At 59.6% G+C, this 18,119-nt stretch carries 15 protein-coding genes; 4 read left to right on the top strand and 11 right to left on the bottom strand.

What is annotated here, in order from left to right; genetic code table 11:
• Positions 1-64: 64 nt before the first annotated feature.
• The 3 genes from N2A98_RS05885 to N2A98_RS05875 are packed head-to-tail and all read right to left on the bottom strand — an operon-like array spanning position 65 to position 3,046.
• A complete protein-coding gene (locus N2A98_RS05885) occupies positions 65-958 on the bottom strand; it encodes an alpha/beta fold hydrolase (protein ID WP_069558419.1) in 894 nt (297 codons plus the stop codon).
• The gene (locus tag N2A98_RS05880; protein ID WP_032893337.1) at positions 955-2,349 is read right to left on the bottom strand and encodes an aminotransferase class III-fold pyridoxal phosphate-dependent enzyme; all 1,395 of its coding nucleotides are present in this window, start codon (positions 2,347-2,349) and stop codon (positions 955-957) included. Before N2A98_RS05880 ends, N2A98_RS05885 begins: the two co-directional genes overlap by 4 nt.
• Positions 2,342-3,046 (bottom strand): MtnX-like HAD-IB family phosphatase, encoded by a 705-nt coding sequence (locus N2A98_RS05875; RefSeq protein ID WP_044272140.1) that lies wholly within the window; start codon positions 3,044-3,046, stop codon positions 2,342-2,344. Before N2A98_RS05875 ends, N2A98_RS05880 begins: the two co-directional genes overlap by 8 nt.
• Positions 3,047-3,287: 241 nt before the next feature.
• Here N2A98_RS05875 and N2A98_RS05870 point away from each other — a divergent pair, with 241 nt between their 5' ends.
• Positions 3,288-4,058: a MipA/OmpV family protein gene (locus tag N2A98_RS05870; RefSeq protein WP_275623145.1), complete on the top strand. Its 771-nt coding sequence runs from the start codon at positions 3,288-3,290 to the stop codon at positions 4,056-4,058.
• Between the two features lie 145 nt (positions 4,059-4,203).
• On the opposite strand, the gene N2A98_RS05865 is transcribed toward N2A98_RS05870, so the two are convergent.
• The 3 genes from N2A98_RS05865 to N2A98_RS05855 are packed head-to-tail and all read right to left on the bottom strand — an operon-like array spanning position 4,204 to position 5,902.
• Positions 4,204-4,608: an EamA family transporter gene (locus tag N2A98_RS05865; protein ID WP_014717122.1), complete on the bottom strand. Its 405-nt coding sequence runs from the start codon at positions 4,606-4,608 to the stop codon at positions 4,204-4,206.
• Positions 4,605-4,985 carry an EamA family transporter gene (locus N2A98_RS05860; RefSeq protein ID WP_003188930.1) on the bottom strand — a complete coding sequence of 127 codons (381 nt, stop codon included), beginning with the start codon at positions 4,983-4,985 and terminating at the stop codon, positions 4,605-4,607. Before N2A98_RS05860 ends, N2A98_RS05865 begins: the two co-directional genes overlap by 4 nt.
• A complete protein-coding gene (locus N2A98_RS05855) occupies positions 4,982-5,902 on the bottom strand; it encodes an arginase (protein ID WP_032893339.1) in 921 nt (306 codons plus the stop codon). The genes N2A98_RS05860 and N2A98_RS05855 overlap by 4 nt, the downstream gene beginning before the upstream one ends.
• Positions 5,903-6,137: 235 nt before the next feature.
• On the opposite strand from N2A98_RS05855, the gene N2A98_RS05850 reads away from it, so the two are divergent.
• A protein-coding gene (locus N2A98_RS05850; protein WP_275623144.1) for an IS3 family transposase occupies positions 6,138-7,690 on the top strand; the annotation gives its coding sequence in 2 pieces (ribosomal slippage) (positions 6,138-6,600 and positions 6,600-7,690; 1,554 coding nt in all).
• A gap of 759 nt (positions 7,691-8,449) precedes the next feature.
• Here N2A98_RS05850 and N2A98_RS05845 read toward each other — a convergent pair.
• On the bottom strand, positions 8,450-9,103 hold the full coding sequence (locus tag N2A98_RS05845) for a DsbA family oxidoreductase (protein ID WP_125969598.1): 654 nt from the start codon (positions 9,101-9,103) through the stop codon (positions 8,450-8,452).
• A 54-nt stretch (positions 9,104-9,157) separates the two neighbouring features.
• Complete coding sequence (locus N2A98_RS05840) at positions 9,158-10,177, bottom strand: alpha/beta hydrolase (RefSeq protein ID WP_034126527.1); 1,020 nt, start codon at positions 10,175-10,177, stop codon at positions 9,158-9,160.
• A 182-nt stretch (positions 10,178-10,359) separates the two neighbouring features.
• Here N2A98_RS05840 and metR point away from each other — a divergent pair, with 182 nt between their 5' ends.
• The gene (gene metR, locus N2A98_RS05835; protein WP_125969597.1) at positions 10,360-11,277 is read left to right on the top strand and encodes a transcriptional regulator MetR; all 918 of its coding nucleotides are present in this window, start codon (positions 10,360-10,362) and stop codon (positions 11,275-11,277) included.
• 133 nt (positions 11,278-11,410) lie between these two features.
• On the opposite strand, the gene N2A98_RS05830 is transcribed toward metR, so the two are convergent.
• Positions 11,411-11,917, bottom strand: a complete 507-nt coding sequence (locus tag N2A98_RS05830; RefSeq protein WP_275623143.1) for a GNAT family N-acetyltransferase — start codon at positions 11,915-11,917, stop codon at positions 11,411-11,413.
• Positions 11,914-12,324 (bottom strand): NUDIX domain-containing protein, encoded by a 411-nt coding sequence (locus N2A98_RS05825; RefSeq protein WP_044274720.1) that lies wholly within the window; start codon positions 12,322-12,324, stop codon positions 11,914-11,916. Before N2A98_RS05825 ends, N2A98_RS05830 begins: the two co-directional genes overlap by 4 nt.
• Before the next feature lie 197 nt (positions 12,325-12,521).
• Between N2A98_RS05825 and N2A98_RS05820 the strand changes: the two genes are divergently transcribed.
• Positions 12,522-16,706 carry a hypothetical protein gene (locus N2A98_RS05820; RefSeq protein ID WP_275623142.1) on the top strand — a complete coding sequence of 1,395 codons (4,185 nt, stop codon included), beginning with the start codon at positions 12,522-12,524 and terminating at the stop codon, positions 16,704-16,706.
• Here N2A98_RS05820 and N2A98_RS05815 read toward each other — a convergent pair whose 3' ends face one another.
• A complete protein-coding gene (locus N2A98_RS05815; RefSeq protein WP_044274722.1) occupies positions 16,707-18,020 on the bottom strand; it encodes an HD domain-containing phosphohydrolase in 1,314 nt (437 codons plus the stop codon).
• Positions 18,021-18,119 lie beyond the last annotated feature (99 nt).

The raw sequence follows: 18,119 nt of genomic DNA, 5'->3' as shown, positions 1-18,119 counted from the left end.
TTCTATGGCGAACGCCGATCCAATGTGGGAGCTGGCTTGCCTGCGATGCAGGCGCCTCGGTGCGTCAGGCAGACCGCAGTGATGCCATCGCGGGCAAGCCCGCTCCCACATTGACCTGCGTTGGCTTGAAGACTGCGTGCTGCTCGACAAACCTGGCACTCAACTCGATCACCCGCCGGTACTGCAAATCCACGGTGATCATGTGGTAGCAGTTGTCCAGCAGGATCTTGGTCACCGGCCCGCCGAGGTGGCGCTCTACGTAATCGGCATTCCAGCGGCTGGTGATGTCGTCCTCGATGGAATGCAGCACCAGCGCCGGCACCTTGATCTGCGGCATGCGTTTCTTGACCACGGCGTTCATGCGGTGCAGCTCGCGCACGGTGATGCCTTCCATGGTCAGCAACCCCGCCTCGCTGCTTTCGCCTTCCTTCATCTGCCGCTCGACGATGGCCCGCAGGCGCTCGTTCTTGATGCCGTAGGGCGGCTTCTCTTCGAAGCTGCAAATGTGCACGCCGAACGGAATCTTCATCAGCAAGGGCGTGAGAAACGCCAGTTTGTTGATACTCCAACCGTCGTACTTCAAGGTGGTGGAATACATCAGCAACCCGGCAACTTGCCCTGGGTGTTCGGACGCCACATACATCGACATCACCGCGCCCATGGACAAGCCACCGACAAACACCTGGGCGTGGCGCTGCTTGACCTGTACGAAGGTCTTGCGCACGCCTTCGTACCAGTCCTGCCACCCCGTAGCTTGCAAGTCGCTGTTGTCACCGCAGTGCCCGGCCAACGTGGGCACATACACCGTGCAGTTGCCCGCCTTGGCCAGGCCCTTGGCGACCTGGCGCAATTCGGTCGGTGTGCCGGTCAGGCCGTGGATCAACAGGATCCCGACCGGACCATCACCGAGAACGAAGCCGGCAGTGCCTTCACCGAGGTCGATCCCTTGAGCATTCACCGCGTGGTCGCTCGCACCAGCAGTTGCTCCAGCAACTTGAGGCCCAGGTCGATTTCCGGGTAGCTGATTTCCAGGGACGGCGCCAGGGTGATCACGTTCTTGTAGTAACCGCCCACGTCGAGGATCAACCCGAGTTTCTGGCCGTCTACCACCATGTCGCCTTTCATGCCTTCTTCGACCATGTAGTCCAGGGTCGCCTTGTCCGGGGTGAAGCCATCCGGGCCGCAGATCTCGCAGCGCAGTGCCAGGCCCAGGCCGTCCACATCGCCGATGATCGGGAAGCGTTTTTGCAAGTCTTGCAGGCCTTCCAGGAAGTATTTGCCCTTGGCCATGACCATGGCACCGTAGTCGACTTCGCTGGTCATCTTGAACATTTCCAGGCCCACCGCGGTACCCAACGGGTTGGAGGCGAAGGTGGAGTGAGTCGAACCTGGCGGGAACACCTTCGGGTTGATCAACTCTTCACGGGCCCAGATACCGCCCAATGGGTTAAGACCATTGGTCAACGCCTTGCCGAACACGATCACGTCCGGTTGTACGTCGAAGTGCTCGATCGACCAGAGCTTGCCGGTGCGGTAGAAGCCCATCTGGATTTCGTCGGACACCATCAGGATGCCGTGCTGGTCCAGGACGTGCTTGAGTTCGCGGTAGAAGTTCATCGGCGGGATTACATAGCCGCCGGTGCCCTGGATCGGCTCGACATAGAAAGCTGCGTATTCGCACTGGTTGGTTTTAGGGTCCCAGACACCGTTGTATTCGGTCTCGAACAAGCGGGCGAACTGCTGCACGCAATGGCTGCCGTACTCCTCCTTGGTCATGCCCTTCGGGCCACGGAAGTGGTAAGGGAATGGGATGAAATTGGCGCGTTCGCCAAAGTGGCCGTAGCGACGACGATAGCGGAAGCTGGAGGTGATCGACGAGGCGCCGAGGGTGCGGCCGTGGTAGCCGCCTTCGAAGGCGAACATCAGGCTTTTGCCGTTGCTGGCGTTGCGCACCACTTTCAGGGAGTCCTCGATGGACTGCGAGCCGCCGACGTTAAAGTGCACGCGACCATCGAGGCCGAACTTGTTCTTGGCATCGACCGCGATCATTTCCGACAGCTCGATCTTGCCTTTGTGCAGGTACTGGCTGGCGATTTGCGGCAGCGTATCGATCTGCTTTTTCAGCGCGTTGTTCAGGCGCGGGTTGGCATAGCCGAAGTTGACGGCCGAGTACCACATTTGCAGGTCGAGGTAGGCCTGGTCTTCGGTGTCCCATACATACGAGCCTTCGCAGCGGCTGAAGATACGCGGTGGCTCGATGTAGTGAACGGTGTCGCCGTAGGAGCAGTACTTGGCTTCTTTATCCAGAAGCACCTGGTCTTCGGCGGTAGCGATACGGATATCAGACATGATGGAAGAGTTCCTGATGGTCAGAAGAGGTGTTGAAGGTGGTGGCGTTGGCAGCGAGGCCTTGTGGCAGCTTGGCCAGCAACGCCGGCACTTGCGCAAAGGTGTCGAAGCGCGCGTGAGGGATCTGGTGAGCGACGCAGTAGTCGGCGAGGCTGCCCTTGGCAAACACGAAGTCGGCGGTGGAGGCCACGCACATGTCGGACTTGCCGTCGCCGATCACCAGCACGCGCTTGTTGCGCGGCGTGGATTTGCACTTGCAGTTGCCCGAAGCGGCGCGGCAGGCATCGCTGGCATACGGGAAGTCGATGCGCCAGCTGTCCTGGTCGACCTGGCGCAGGCGGTTGGCGAGGATCGGCAACAAGGTCACGTAGTTGCGCGAAAGGATGCGGGCAATGCCCTGCTCGATGCCGTCGCTGACCACTTCGATGGAGGCACCCAGGCCCATGACGTGATCGACAAAGTCCGGGAAGTCCGGGTCGATCTCGACGCTGTCGAAGTACGCCAGCAGTTCAGCCGGGGTGGCCTTGATCAGCGCCAGTTGGCGGCTCAGGCATTCGCGTGAACCGATATGCCCATCCAGCCATTCCTGCTCAATGGTTTCCCACTCGGGGCCGGCGAAGCGTTGGAGGACGTTGTCGATGACATCGGTGGGGGTAATGGTCCCGTCGAAGTCACACACGATATGCCAGTTGATCATCTGCCTTTCCTTTAGGTAAAGGGCCTTGGAGGAGCGCGCTGTCTGCGCTTGCCAAGGGATAGAGCAGGGACTGTGCCAACTGGCCAAAAGCCCGCAGGGCTGGGGGTTTGGGCGAAATGCGCAGCGATATATGTCGCAGGAGCTACAATTTTTGTAGCTTGCTACAAACAACATGAGTGCTTGCGCAGGCGCGTCGGTTTGCGCGTTCATGCGCGCCTGCCCACCTTCAGGAAACGTCCCCATGTCCAAGCTCGCTGCTGCTGTATTCACCGGTTTACTTGGAGGGTGGGGCCTTTGCGGGGCCGCATGGGCAGAGGGCATCACGGGCGATGTGGGCGCGGGCCTCAGCTATCAGCCCCACGACCCCACTGGCAGCCGCTACGAAACCCGGCCTGTGCCGTACCTGGACCTGGATTGGGGCAACGTCAGTCTGAGCACCGATGACGGCCTGACCTGGAGCGCCCTGGATACCCACGGCCTTACCGCTGGCCCCTATATCAACTACCTTTCGGGGCGCACCTCCAACGGCGAGTTGCAAGGCCTGCGCAACGTGTCGGACATGGCGGAAGTGGGCGGTTTCGTCCAATACGCCCCGGCCAATTTCTGGCGGGTCTACGCGCAATTGGGCCAGGCCGTGGGCGGCGGGCATTCCCAGAGCGGCGCACTGGGTAAAATCGGCGGCGAACTGGGTTACCCCTTGGGTGGCGGGATTATCGGCAGCAGTGGCCTGGTTGCGCATTTTGCCGATGCGCGCCAGACCAATACCTTCTTCGGCGTGGACAACAACGAAGCCGTCGCTTCAGGCCTGCGGCCTTATAACGCGAGTGGCGGCTTTCAGAACGTGACGCTGAGTCAAGGTTTTTCCTTCCCCCTGGCGCCCCATTGGTCACTGCTGACCAGCGCCAGCTGGGTACACCTGGTGGGGTCGGCGGCCAAGAGCAGCATCGTCAAGGAGGCTGGCCAGGTGAATCAGGGCCAGGTGCAAACGGCGATCAGTTACACCTTCGACTGAAACACCCGTGAGCAAAACCGGGAGCAAAATGTGGGAGCGGGCTTGCTCGCGAAAGCAGTGTGTCAGTCACCCGATACTTCACTGATCCACCGCATTCGCGAGCAAGCCCGCTCCCACATTGGGCCTGTGTTTCATAGCACTATTTTCAGTGTTCTTCGCCTTCAGCCAACAGCGCGATACCACCGATAATCACCACCACGCCCACCCAATGCAGCACGCTGATGTGCTCGCCCAGCCCCAGCCAAGAACCCAGCAATACGGCCACAAACACCAGCGAACTCAGCGGAAACGCCAGGGACAAACTGCTACGCCGCAAAATCAGCATCCACACAAAAAACGCCCCGAGATAGCTGGCAATCGCCGCCAGAATCCCCGGGTTGCGCGCCACGTCGGCAAGCCATTGCCAACTGAAGTCCATCGGCCCCAATTGATCGCCGGCAACCTTGGTGAACAACTGCCCGGCGCTTTCGGTGGCGATCAGCAGTGCCCACAGCACCAGGGTGCCAAGCCGCCCATGCAGCCAGCCGGTATTGATTGTTTGCGTTGTCATGCCTGGTTCCCCGCGATTGCTACCAACATCACACCCAAAGTGATCACCAACGTGCCCAGCCAACGGCGTCGGCTGACGGTTTCCTTGAGCACCACCCGGCCCGCCAGCACCACCAGGCAATAGGCCAACGCCGCTAGCGGAAACAGCAGACTCAAGGGCGCGCGGGACAGCGCTTCGAGCCAGACAAAAAACTCAATGACATAGGCGCCGACGCCGGCCCACAGCAGCGGCGCATTGAACACCTGGCCCCAGAACGCACGCAGGCGAAAACCGCCATCGAGTTGCGGCAAACGGTCCACGCCCAGTTTGAAACACAGCTGGCCAATCACATCGAGGACGATGGAAAACGCCAGTAACAACACCACGGTCAGGGTCACGGGAACAGCTCCTCAAACAGGTCGATCAAGGCTTCATTGGTTGCGGCGTTACGCTGCAAGTCTTGCGGGCTCCAGCGCTCCGGTGGCGGCTGGTCGGACTTGGCTTCCCAGCGCTTGAACGCGTTGCTGAATGCCGGCGTAGCGAACTCACCGCAAACGTCGATGCCGATGATGCGCTTACCCGCCGCCAATGCCCGCAGGGCCTGGAGTAAATGGGTCAGGCGCATGCCACCCTGGTCCCAGTTGGTGGCGGCGTCTTCACTGGCGAGCACATCTTTGTCGATGGTGATCCAGATCGCCTCGGTGGGCAGACTGGCAATCATCTGGTCGAGGAAGGCTGCCCAATCCAGGTCCGCCAGGTTGCGCCAGTGCAGGTGGTTTTCCTGTTGCTGGTGGCCGGCGCCGTCACCCACCCGGCCCCAGACCTTGGATGGCGGATGCTGCCAGGGAAACAGCTGCAAACGCCCACGCTTGAGGGCGCCAAGGTTGCCGCCGCGCAGTTGCGGGTTATGCAGGTCATCGCTGCACGGGCCGAGGGTGACGATGCGTTGGATCGCCGGCATCTTCAGCGCCCGGTTGACCCACGAACCGCAGTGCCGCTTGGGCGCAAAGCGCACCCAGTCGGGGTGGTTGTCGAAGTGGATCAGGCTGACAGGCTCTTTGAGGTCGGCCAAAAAGGCCGGCGTGAGGTGGTGATAATCGCCGGAGCCGACAAACAGGATTTCCGGGCGCGCGTCACGGGGCCGTGGCCGTTGGGCCAGGCGCTCGACGAAACGCTTCCAGGTTTTTTCGGTGGACCACAAACGCAATTTCGGGCCCAGGTCCAGCAGGTCCAGGCGCGTGGCCCGACCGCTGGCCAACCGCCGGGCAATCGGTGCCTGGCCGGTGAGGCTGTGGTCAAGGTCAAGAATATTCAAGGTAAGTTACACCCCTAATGGCAGCGCCCAACCGCAGGCCGGTTGAGCTTTAGGGGGGTAATGCAAGGGATGGGCCAGCACTTCTCTTAATGCCCACACAGATCAAATGTGTGAGCTGGCTTGCCTGCGATGGCCATGAGTATCTACACAACTTTGCGCGTTGCCCCCGGTGTCAGGGTAGTTGTCGTGTCCCCCGCTTTTTGAAAAGCATTCCGGGGGCGGCAAGAGTATGGTCATGCCTTTCTATTCAGAAGAACGTAAAGCTGCGCTGCTGAAAATGATGCTTTCGCCCCTGAGCCTCTCGGCGGCGGAGGTCGCTCGGCGCGAAGGTTGCAGCGATATGTCTCTCCATTATTGGCGCAAACAAGCTGCCGCCAGAGGAACGCAATTGTCCGATGCCAAGCAACCGGCCGAAAATTGGTCAGCCGAATCCAAGCTGGCGATCATCATAGAAACAGGTTCGCTATCGGAGCTGGAAATCGGTGAGTACTGCCGACGAAAAGGTATTTTTCCCGAGCAAATAACCGATTGGCGCAACGCTTTTATCGCCGGCAGCACGAAACAGTCAACCGCGAAAACTGCAAGCTCCGGACAGTCACGGGATGATAAAAATCGTATCCGTGAACTTGAACGTGAGTTGCGCCGCAAAGATGCAGCCCTGGCTGAAACAGCGGCCTTACTGGTACTACGAAAAAAGCTCAATGCCTACTGGGGGAGCGACGACGAGGCCACCTGACCTTGTTGCCAGAACGGTATTTACTCGTTGATTGGCTTAATGAAGCCATTCTGGCGGGCGCCCGCAGGGCGCCTGCTTGTCAGGAGGTAGGCATTTCACTGAGGACACTGCAACGCTGGAGCTTGCCGCAAGAACTCTTGGCAGATGGACGCACGACGACGCTTAGGCCGATACCGAACAACGCGCTCAGTGAGCTTGAACGGCAAGGCATCGTGACGCTGTGCAACAGCAAAGCCTATGCGCACCTCCCGCCAAGCCAGATCGTGCCGCAATTGGCCGATGAAGGAAGATATGTAGCCTCGGAGGCGACTTTTTATCGTGTGCTGCATGCGGCAGGTCAGCAGCATCACCGATCCAGAGCCAAGCGACCGCATCGCCATGAGGCACCGACCACTTACGCAGCGACTTCAGCTAATCAGGTGTGGTCATGGGACATCACCTACTTGCCGTCCCCGGTTCGCGGGAAATTTTACTACCTCTATCTGATCGAAGACATCTACAGCCGAAAAGCCGTGGGCTGGGAAGTTTATGAAGCCGAGAGCGGGGAAAAGGCGGCAGCGTTGCTGCAACGAAGCGTGACTCAGGAGAAGTGTTGGCGCCAGCCGCTGGTGCTTCACTCGGACAACGGTGCACCGATGAAATCGGTGACGTTACTGACCAAGATGTATGACCTGGGCATCACGCCGTCTCGCGGTCGACCACGGGTTAGCAACGACAACCCGTACTCGGAATCACTGTTCAGGACACTGAAATACTGCCCGCAGTGGCCACAGGCGGGGTTTACCAGCCTGGATGATGCGCGTATCTGGGTGAGGAATTTTATGACCTGGTACAACACCGTGCACCGTCATAGCCGGATCCGCTTCGTAACACCGGCTCAACGTCATGAAGGAAAAGACCGAGAAATCTTGGCTCGTCGAGATGCGATATACCGGCAGGCCAGAGAGAAAAGACCGGAACGATGGTCAGGAGAGACACGCAACTGGAACCCTATCGGGACGGTGTATCTGAACCCTGAAAGGGAACTGACCGTGGTAATAAAAATCGCGTAGCGCGACGGTGGACGCGACAACTACCTTGAAAAACGCCGGTTGTAACAGCAGACGCTAACCACGATGCGAAGCGAGCCGCTCTTGATCTGCTTTTGATCTGCTTTTGATCTTGATCTCAGGCGCCCCGTTAAACCACGCTGGCCGAACGCAGGCTTGAATTCGTGGGTAACCCGGCAGGACGCAGGGTTAGCCGCCCCGCGCCATGGATGGCGCGTGGCGGCGGCCCACGGATTCAAGCCTGTGTTCGGGCACACCGAGCCTAAGCGAGGTGCCGAGTGGTGGGGCAAGGACCTTTTGGTTACTTTTGGGTCCTTCCAAAAGTGACCCGCTGTCAGAGCGGAACCCTAGGTGGCCGTTACCGCAGCAATGGATATGTACACAATCCAATTGTGTCGCCTGTCAGACCGCCTTCGCGAGCAAGCCCGCTCCCACAGTTTGATCGCGGGGTGTCAGGTAGATAGGCGTTGGCTGGTAGGCCGCCTTCGCAGGCAAGCCAGCTCCCACATTTGAATCGCGGGGTGTCAGGTAGATAGGCGTTGGCTGGTAGGCCGTCTTCGCAGGCAAGCCAGCTCCCACAGTTGGATTGTGGGGTGTCAGGTAGAGAAGCGCCGGCCGTCAGGCCGTCACGGGAGCAAGCTCCCTCGCCACAGGCCCAGCGTCACACCAAAGCTGTGTAGATACCTATGCTGCGATGGCGGTGTGTCAGCCACCTCATTTGCAACTGACAGCCAGCTCCCACATTTTGCTCCGTGCTCGGCCTCAGGATTTCGATTCGTTGATGATCTGGCGAATCGCGCCGACGAAGGCTTCAGCCGGCTGCCCACCGCTCACCGCATATTGGTCATTGAAGACAATGGTCGGCACCGAACTCACCCCACGGGAAACCCACAGCTGCTCCTGCTCGCGGACCTCGGCGGCGTATTCATCGCCGGCAAGAATCTGGGCGGCGCGCGCAATGTCCAGCCCGACGCTTTCGGCGATGATCGCCAGGGTCGCGTGGTCGGAAGGGTCCTGGCCATCGCTGAAGTACGCCTTGAACAGCGCTTCCTTGAGGTTGTACTGCAAACCTTCCAACCCGGCCCAATGCAACAGGCGGTGCGCGTCGAAGGTGTTGTAGATGCGGCTCTGGCCATCGGTACGGAACGCAAAGCCCAACGCGGCGCCCATGTCACGAATACGCGCACGGTTGGCCTGGGACTCTTCAGCGGTGGAGCCGTACTTTTCGGTAATGTGCTCGACGATGTTCTGACCTTCGGCGGGCATGTTCGGGTTCAGTTCGAACGGTTGAAAATGAATCTCGGCCTGCACCTCGCTGCCGAGCTGGTCGAGGGCTTCGGTCAAGCCGCGCAGGCCGATGATGCACCAGGGGCAGGACACGTCGCTGACGAAATCGATTTTCAAGGGAGTACTCATGGTGGGCAACCTCGCGGGCAGTCATGCGCATAAAGGTTGCACGATACACCACCTTCACAGCACCTTCGAAGGCTCGCTCAAATCGATCTGCGCCCAGTGCGCGGCATCCTGGCGATGGGCTTGCAGGTAAGGCAATACCGCCGCCAGCAAGGGCGCCTTGAACGCTTCCTGAAAACGGTGGGCCAGGCCGGGAATCAATTTCAACTGGCTGCCCTGGATATGCGCGGCCAGGTGCACGCCGTGCATCACCGGCAACAACGGGTCGGCGGTGCCATGCACCACCAGCGCAGGCACGCGCAGTTGGTTGAGCAAGGGCACACGGCTTGGCTCGGCCAGGATCGCCATGATCTGGCGCTTCACGCCTTCGGGGTTGAAGGCGCGGTCATAGGACAGCGCCGCCTGGTGCAGCAACGCCTGGCGATCGTCCTTGATATCCGGGCTGCCCAACGCCGCGAGCAAATCCGCCTGTTGCTCCAGCGCCACCTCACGGTTGGGCGCGCTGCGCCGCGACAGCAATTGCACCAGCGCCGCGTTCGGCGCGGGCAGGCCCTCGGCGCCGGAGCTGGTCATGATCAGGGTCAGGCTTTCCACGCGCTGTGGCGCCATGGCCGCCAGGTGTTGGGCGATCATGCCGCCCATGCTCGCGCCGAGTACGTGAAACTGCTGCACCTGCAATGCATCCATCAACCCCAGGGCGTCGTCGGCCATGTCGGTCAAGGTATAGGGCGCGGCCACCGGCAGGCCGAGCTTGTAGCGCAGCACTTCGAAGGTCAGGTTGGCGCTCGCCGGCGCCTGCCGCCAGGTGGACAGGCCGACATCGCGATTGTCGTAGCGAATCACCCGAAAACCTTGCTCGCACAGGGCAACCACCACTTCATCCGGCCAGTGAATCAACTGTCCGCCCAGGCCCATCACCAGCAGCAACGCAGGGTCGGACGCACGGCCGATACTTTGATAGGCGATGCTCACCTGAGCCAGGTCGACCGTTTGGGTCGGGACATTGACATCACATCGAGAAGCCGCAAAGGACGGCAGGCCGAACAGGAGAGCGGCCACTAAAAACAACGCACGCATGAAAAACACCAAAACGCAGAACCCCAGTAGAGCGCGAGTCTGATGAAGTTTGTTCAAGCGCGCTGCCACAGTTCGATGACAGTTTGATGAAGAGTGCCCAGTGGTCATGGTCGACACGCCCCACAACATGAGACAAAATCAAGCAATCCGTTCTCATCGCAAATTTTCTTCATGGAGCGCCTGTGCTCGAAATCCGTCACTTGAAAACCCTGCACGCCTTGCGCGAAGCCGACAGCCTGGTGGAAGCCGCCGAGCGCCTGCACTTGACCCAGTCCGCCCTCTCCCACCAGTTCAAAGAACTGGAAGAGCGCCTGGGCATGCCGTTGTTCGTGCGCAAGACCAAACCGGTGCGTTTCACCAGCGCCGGCCTGCGCCTGCTGCAATTGGCCGACGCCACCCTGCCGTTGCTGCGCGGTGCCGAGCGCGATATTGCGCGGCTGGCCGGCGGCACCGCCGGGCGCTTGCACATGGCAATCGAATGCCACAGTTGCTTCCAGTGGCTGATGCCGACCATCGACCAGTTCCGCGATGCCTGGCCGGAAGTCGAGTTGGACCTGGCCTCGGGCTTTGCCTTCGCGCCGCTGCCGGCCCTGGCCCGTGGCGACCTGGACCTGGTGGTGACTTCCGACCCGCTGGAACTGCCAGGCATCACCTACGTGCCGCTGTTCACTTACGAAGCCATGCTGGCGGTGGCCAACCAACACACGCTGGCGAACAAGTCTTACATCGTGCCCGAAGACCTGCTGACCGAAACCCTGATCACCTACCCGGTGGAACGTGACCGCCTGGACATCTTCACCCGCTTCCTGGAACCGGCCGACGTTGAACCGGCCCAGGTGCGGACTTCGGAGCTGACGGTGATGATGATGCAACTGGTGGCCAGCGGCCGTGGGGTGTGCGGCATGCCCCACTGGGCGCTGCATGAATACAGCTCACGCGGGTATGTGAAGGCCAAGCGTTTGGGTGAGAAGGGGTTGTTCGCCACCTTGTATGCGGGCATTCGTGCTGACATGCTCGATGCGCCTTATATGCGCGACTTTTTGCTGACGGCCAAGGACACCTCGTTTTCGACCTTGGATGGAGTTAGCGCGGTTCGCTGAGCTGGAGAGAACGTCATCGAGCCAGCAGATCGGGCTTGTGTGGGAGTCGGGCTTGCCCGCGATGCAGGCAACTCGGATCGCTTGTCACACCGCGTTGATGCTGTCGCAGGCAAGCCAGCTCCCACCTTGGGCTTCATTCCCCCCGGATTTCGCGCCACATGTGGATCTTGTCGAAGTAATCGACACCTACCCGCACCGCCAATGGCTCGAGACCGTACTGGATGAAACCGCAGCGCTGGTAGAGCGCAAAGGCGGCGTCATTGCCGGCGGTGACGGTCAGTTGGATCAGTTTGAGGCGCGGGTGGCGACGGGCTTCTTCCAGTGCGGCTTGCACCAGTTGCCGCCCAAGCCCCTGCTGTTGATAAGCCTCGGTCACGTACATGCCGAACAAGGTCACCTTGTGCCGGGCCTTCTCCCGTGGCTCGAATGCAAGACCGACAATACCCGCCAACTGATCGCCATGGAAGGCGCCAAACAGCCGATCCAGGGGGCCGCCGAGGCGTTTTTCCCACCAACTCAAGGGCATCGAAGCACGCTCGGCCACGCTGGAGGTGAACGCCTGGGGATAAGCGCCGTAAGCCTCGAGCATCAGCGCGCGATAGGCCTGCGCATCGTCGTTGCCCAGCGGGCGAATCATCATGCGGTAGCCAGCCCATCGCGATAGAACGGCAGGATCAAATCGTGCGTCAACGGCGCCAGATGCAAGTCACCTTCGGCCATGGGATCGATCCAGCGCACCTCTTCAATCTCGGCAGCAGGGGTGACGGCAACGTCGATCTGCACCTTGAACAGCTCGGCCTGTACGGTAAAGCCCGGCTCGTTGGCCGCGGGCGCCGAGAACTGGCCAAGATAGACGGCTTCGCTCGGGTCAATGCGCAGGTTCAGCTCCTCGCGCAGCTCACGGACGAGCGCCTCGGCAGGTTGCTCGCCGGCGTCGATCTTGCCACCCGGTTGCATGAAAGCCAGGGTATCGCGCTTGCGCACCAGCAAGGTTTGACCGTCGCCACGGATCAACAGCGCGGCTGCAATGCGGATAGTCTTGGACATGGAACGCCCTCTCTGGGATTGAAAAGCGGCCAAGGATCCCACGCGCATTCTGCACACGCAACTCGCGCGCGCAGGGCGATTTTTTCCGACATACATACACCGCAGGGTCCAGTTTCGGCCACCCTAAACTCGCAAACTCATATTCAGCAGGGCTCGCTGCACCTCGGTGCGCCGTGCCCTTTTATAAGAGTTTACTCATGCACAATTCATTGCCTGCCCTCAAAGAATCATCCACTGACGAACCGCAACCGCTGCCGGCCGACAGCACGTCAACCACTACCGTGCAACCGATGACGCTTGCGGTCGTGCCGCCGGCGTCACTTTCTGCCGAAGAACAGCTGGCTCACCTCACCCGTGAACTCGACGAACTCAATGCACAGACCTCTGAGCTGGTAGAGCGACAGCCGAGTGTCGGCCGTGTGTACCAGCAGCAATTGGCCGACATCTTTCCCGATGTACATCTGCCCATCAATCCCAACCAGATTTTTTTCACTCGCTATCGCGAAGACCAGGAAGGGCAAAAGCACCTGCTGTCCTGCGAACCACTGGGCTCGCTGCTCGCCAGCTTACGCGCGCCTGGCGCAGCGTCTTATCTCACCAACGAGAGCGGCGCCTTCTACCGCGAATGCAACACCCTGGACGCCGATAAACGCCTATCTCCCACTACCTCGATGACAACCCTGGCCGCCAGGCTGGAAATTGCCATCACCTTGAGCCTGAATACATTCTGGGGGACTGGCGAGCCCTCCCAAGCCGACACGGAGGGGCAATTGGTCGCACTGCGACGACAAGTGCTGGCCCATCAACTGGCATTGCGCTCGGTGGACGGCACGTTGTCGGCGCATGCACAAACGCTGGCGCAGAACGTGCTCAAGTACCCAAGTGCTGCGGCACGTGAACAGGTGTTTACCCTCGACAACAGGCCCACGGTGTACCGGCTGGCACTGGAGGATGGCAGTGAATTCGCCGGCGCATTCATTCTGGCCCCCACGGGCACGACGCCTCTGTCGGGCAACGTGATGCTCTATAGCCCAAGCGAGGAGTTTGAGGAGTTTGAAAACCTGGCGCGGTTGAATGATACCGTCGCAACCCGCATACAAGACGGCTCAGCGGCAGGCAAGCTATTGATCGCAAGCCTGCCGACGGCCGCGCGCGCCGCGCTGAACGGCTTGCCCGTACTGACGACGGCCCCGTCACCGATAGACGCTGACGTGATTGCTGACAGTGTCCGCGCATTGCGAGTCAGGCAACATTTCTCTGTCCGCAATAGCTTGCACAGGGAGCCCTTACCCACCACAGGCGAACTCGACCTGGCCGCAGACCTGACGCCACAGTTGGATGTCGCGAATGCCTTTATGGCACGCACCCTACGCTTGTTGACGACCGAACCCGCATGGTTGAAAGCCTCCAACGAGCAAGACCAGGCCCGGTACAGGCAACTGGAGCAGGAACTGATTGACAGCAATGAAGAGCTCGCGCCTCATCTTGAGAAGATCTTGACACTGGAAGCGTTCTCCCAGCAGGAGACCGACCGGGTGCTGAAAAAACAGAAACCTGCGTATGCCAATGTGGATATTGACCCTTATAGAAGCCTGGTTCATCTGCGCGTGACAACGTCCTCCCGGTCCGCCGAGGTGACGGGGTATCGTAACGAGGCGGCCACCCTTGTCTACATCAGCGAAGACCGCAAGATCCATATCCCGCAGTGCCTGCCGGGCCAAAAACTAATGTGGGGCACCTGGCGTACCCAAGCCGTGGTGGATTTGCGCACACTGGGAAACTACACCCAACGTAATGTCGACCCTTGGTCGGTGCATGGCATACACAGAATAATCAGCGCTACCGTCAACATCGTCGACACGGCCGGCAACCATCACGGAAAACTCGGGAACGACGATTTGCGTGCCCTCGCCACAGAGGCTGACATTGGCCAAAAATACGATACGTACCTGCGCTCAGCCTTCTCGCAGAGCAGCGGGACAAGCACCTTTGCAACAGCCTGGCAGCGCGCCAACGCGGCAAGAATGAACAAGGACGCCCTTGAGAGCCGTCTCAACCCTGACGCCGCCAAGCTGTTTACATTCAAGACGCCAGGCAGTGGGCTTGACTGGATAAAGGCAGTTACCGAGCACCCCGATTCAACTACCCGGCCCCGGGTCAGCGAGTTCGAGATAGAGGTCAACCTACTGGTATTGGGTGCCGCGCAGAAGAGGGGTCAAGGCGGACAGGTCATGCATCGCGTCCTGGTCATTCATCGAAAAGGCACCAAGCCTGATGGGGTCAGTGTGCTGTATACCCCGGATGCGCCAGATGGCGGGCCGTTCAGGGAACTGGTCAACGGGCTGGCAGAGCTGGACACGCTGAAAGCAAAACCCGAATGGCAGACCTACTTCAGTTCCCAAATGGCCACAAAGGATACGAACGAGATAACGCGGATCCTCAACGATACGCGCAGTGTGTACCGCTACACCTTGTCACCGATAACCGGCAATTTCCACGCCTACCTGTATTCGGCGCAACTGGGTTTTCAGCTCGCGCACGCCGATTATCGTTCACGGAGCAATGCGCAAATTTTCCGCGAGTCGGCGGTGAACGCCTTTATGTTTGGAGTGGACGCAGCTGACTTTCTGCTCGGGCTGATACCCGGCAAAACCGCCCTGTCGTTTTTGCGTCGAGGTATCAACCGTGGATTAGACGTGGCCAAACAGCTTGGGCGGCGCATTCCGGGACTGGCCAGTAAAGTTGGTACGGGCAGGAACACCGGCCTCGTACAGACCGGTGCTTCAGTCCGCCCGCTGGAACCCGCCTGGGTCAATGCGGCCCCGTATCGGCTGCCTGAGCAGATAACACCGCACTTTGACGTAGCTGAGTTTGCCCGCACCCACCGATACCGTCTGTTGCGCCGGTCGGGCAGCGCACCGTGTTTTTTTGATAAACACAATAACCAGTTTATCGCGATGCGCGACTCTACAGGCCGCTATCATTTGTATCAGTCCTATGTAGAGGACGGCGCACGCTATGTAAAAGACCCGGCAGGTAACCAGGTGGATTTCATGGTCGTGCCAGGAGACGCAAAGAGCTGGAAGCCCCGCTTCGAACGAAATGCTGTAGGCGGAGGTTCCGTTCTGGGCGCCCTGCGTTCTCTGCCCCCTGAACAGCAAGTGGACGCGGACATGATCGCGGCCATGCGGCTTTTCGCAACAGAAGGGGAAATGCGCGATTTCGAGCGCGTCATAGAACAAACCGACGCGGCCCTGAAACTCAACTTGATCACTCACGCCCGACAACAGCTCGGCCCCCTGGATGAAGCTGAATTTCGCCGCTGGGTATCGAACCCCAAAAGCCTGAGCCGGACCCACCAAGAGAGATTGCGCAATAGCGTGTTAAACCTGCGGTCCGAACTGGCCACGCTTGAACATATACACCTGTCGACCCATCATTTTGCGCAACATCTGTCTGCGCTGGACAAGGAGGAACTGTTTAAGAAAGTCAAAAGGCTCATTGGCAAAAACGACAACTTAGACAAACAAATCAGAACATCGATTGCCGTTCTCGACCCCGATACGGAGGCACAATTTGTCGGGTATGCCATCACGAATAAACATCAGACCGCGATGGATAAATTCGCGGCAAAATATGAACTTTATACTTGGCGAGAGGCGGCACTGACGGTGTTTGCAAACAAGCCAGAACACCTACGACGTATTAATCAACTCGCCTCCGATCAAGGAATTACACACCAGCAGGCGATACGCCGATTCTTGTTGCTGCCTGAGACAAAAAGCACCCTGGATGCGTTCATGAAGGATACCTTCAAGGCGAAAATGGCCAGGCTTCAAGTCACCTCCTTTTCAGAGGATTTCAAAAAATCCGGCGTTCCCTATATCGCCCTGTCCCGAGGCCAGCACGGGGCAGACGCTGGCATAGCCATGGTGGACAGCAAAGACGTCACAGCATTTGAAAAGGCCCTGCCCAAATTCTCTACGCCCTTGGAGTTTGAGCAACCCCGCCCTCCAGCCAGAGGCCAAAGGCCAGAGCCGTCCGTGCCCCCGGCCCCGGATGTCCTGCCCCTACCCACTCGCGATCCGCACATCAACATCGTGAAGCTCGATGATCTGGCGCACACCCAGAAAAAACTCATGCCCGCCCCCGCCACGGCCAAACTTGAGCAAATCATCCAGGATATCCAAGCCGGACGTCTCAGCCGCAAGCGAATAGGCAACTACACCTATGTCGATTTACCCCAAGTACAGGCCGGCTCGGGCCGCGGTCTTTGGCGCGTGGCAATTGAACAGAACGGCAAAGAAGGTGGCAAAGATGTCTACATCATCAGGGGCATCTTTGATTACCACGGCAGCAAGCACGTAGCCTGGGGCGTATAGCTACAGGAGTGGCGCCACCTCGTCGGGCGTCTTGATAAACACGCTGTACTTGGCGCCCTCCATGGCTTCGAACGCGATCAGCTTGTCCACCAGCGGCAAGTTCAGCACCTTGCCCGCATTGAGCAGCAGCATGCCGTTATCGGCGTTGAGGTTGCGGGCCAGCACCATACCGGCCTCAAGCTCACGGGTGGTGAGGACTTTGACCGTAGGGTCGCCCAGGGTTACGTCGCTGAGGAAGGTTGCGCAGGCTTGCACAAAATCTTCCACCAACGCCGGGTCATACAGGCGCCCGGCGTACTTGCGGATATACAACAGCGCTTCGTCGCTGTTGAGGTGGCGCTCCAGGATCAGGCCTTTTTGCAATTCGATAAAGTCCACCGCCAACTTCAGCAGCCGTGAACCGGGCGGGATCGTATCGCCCTTGAGGTGGTCGGGAAACCCCGTGCCGTCCCAGCGTTCCTGGTGATGACGAATGATCCGCGCCGCGTCCTTCATCGGCTCCAGGGTCATCAGCAGCGACTCGCTCTGCCCCGGATACTCACGGTACAAGCCACGGTCGGTGCTATGCAGTTTGTCCGACGGTGCAACCATCATGCTGTCGGTCCAACTCAACTTGCCGATGTTGTACAACGCGGCGGCCATGGTCAGGTCGCGGGTGCTGGCTTCGTCCATGGACTGGGCGGCGCAGTACACGCGGATCAACTCGATCAACGCGCGGTTGGTCTGTTTGTCTTTGGGCAAGCGCAGGTTGGCCAGCAGCGAAAACACTTCGGTGCCGGTCACGTAGCTGCGCTTGAGCTCGTCGTAGGCCAGGTCGAGCATGTCGGCGGTTTGTTGCAATTCGGCGGTACGCGCCGCCACGCGTTTTTCCAGGGTGGCGTTGAGCAGCTTGAGCTGTTCGGTCTGGTCTCGGGCCAGGCGTTCAAGCCGTTGATGCTCGAGGGTTTGCTGCAACACCAGCTGCAACTCCTCGTCATTCCAGGGTTTGCTGATGTAGCGGTGGATCTGCCCGTCGTTGATCGCCTTGATGATGGTGGTGAGGTCGGCGTAACCGGTGAGCAGGATACGGCTGGTGGCGGGGTACAGGCGGTGGACCTCGGCCAGCAGCGTGGCGCCGTCCATGCCGGGCATGCGCGCATCGCTCATCACCAGATCGATGGGCCGGGTCGCCATGATCTCCAGCGCCTGGGCGCCGCTGGTGGCCAAAACCACCTCATAGGGCTGGCTGCGCAACAGGCGGCGCAGGCTGTTTAGGATCGACTCTTCATCGTCGACCAGCAAAACAGCAGACTTCGTAGCGAGTGGTTCATCCATGGCGACTCTGCCTTCAAATTAAACGAAGTTAAGCTAAATTGAATCTGCGCAATACAAAGCGCGATTGATTTGACGCCAACTGGCCGTCGATATCAAGGG

Origin of the sequence: Pseudomonas sp. FJ2-5-13 (assembly GCF_029201605.1) — a bacterium.
Taxonomy (GTDB): Bacteria; Pseudomonadota; Gammaproteobacteria; order Pseudomonadales; family Pseudomonadaceae; genus Aquipseudomonas; species Aquipseudomonas lactis.
The sequence above is the reverse complement of the archived record's forward strand: the minus strand, read 5'-3'. Positions and strand labels throughout refer to the sequence as shown.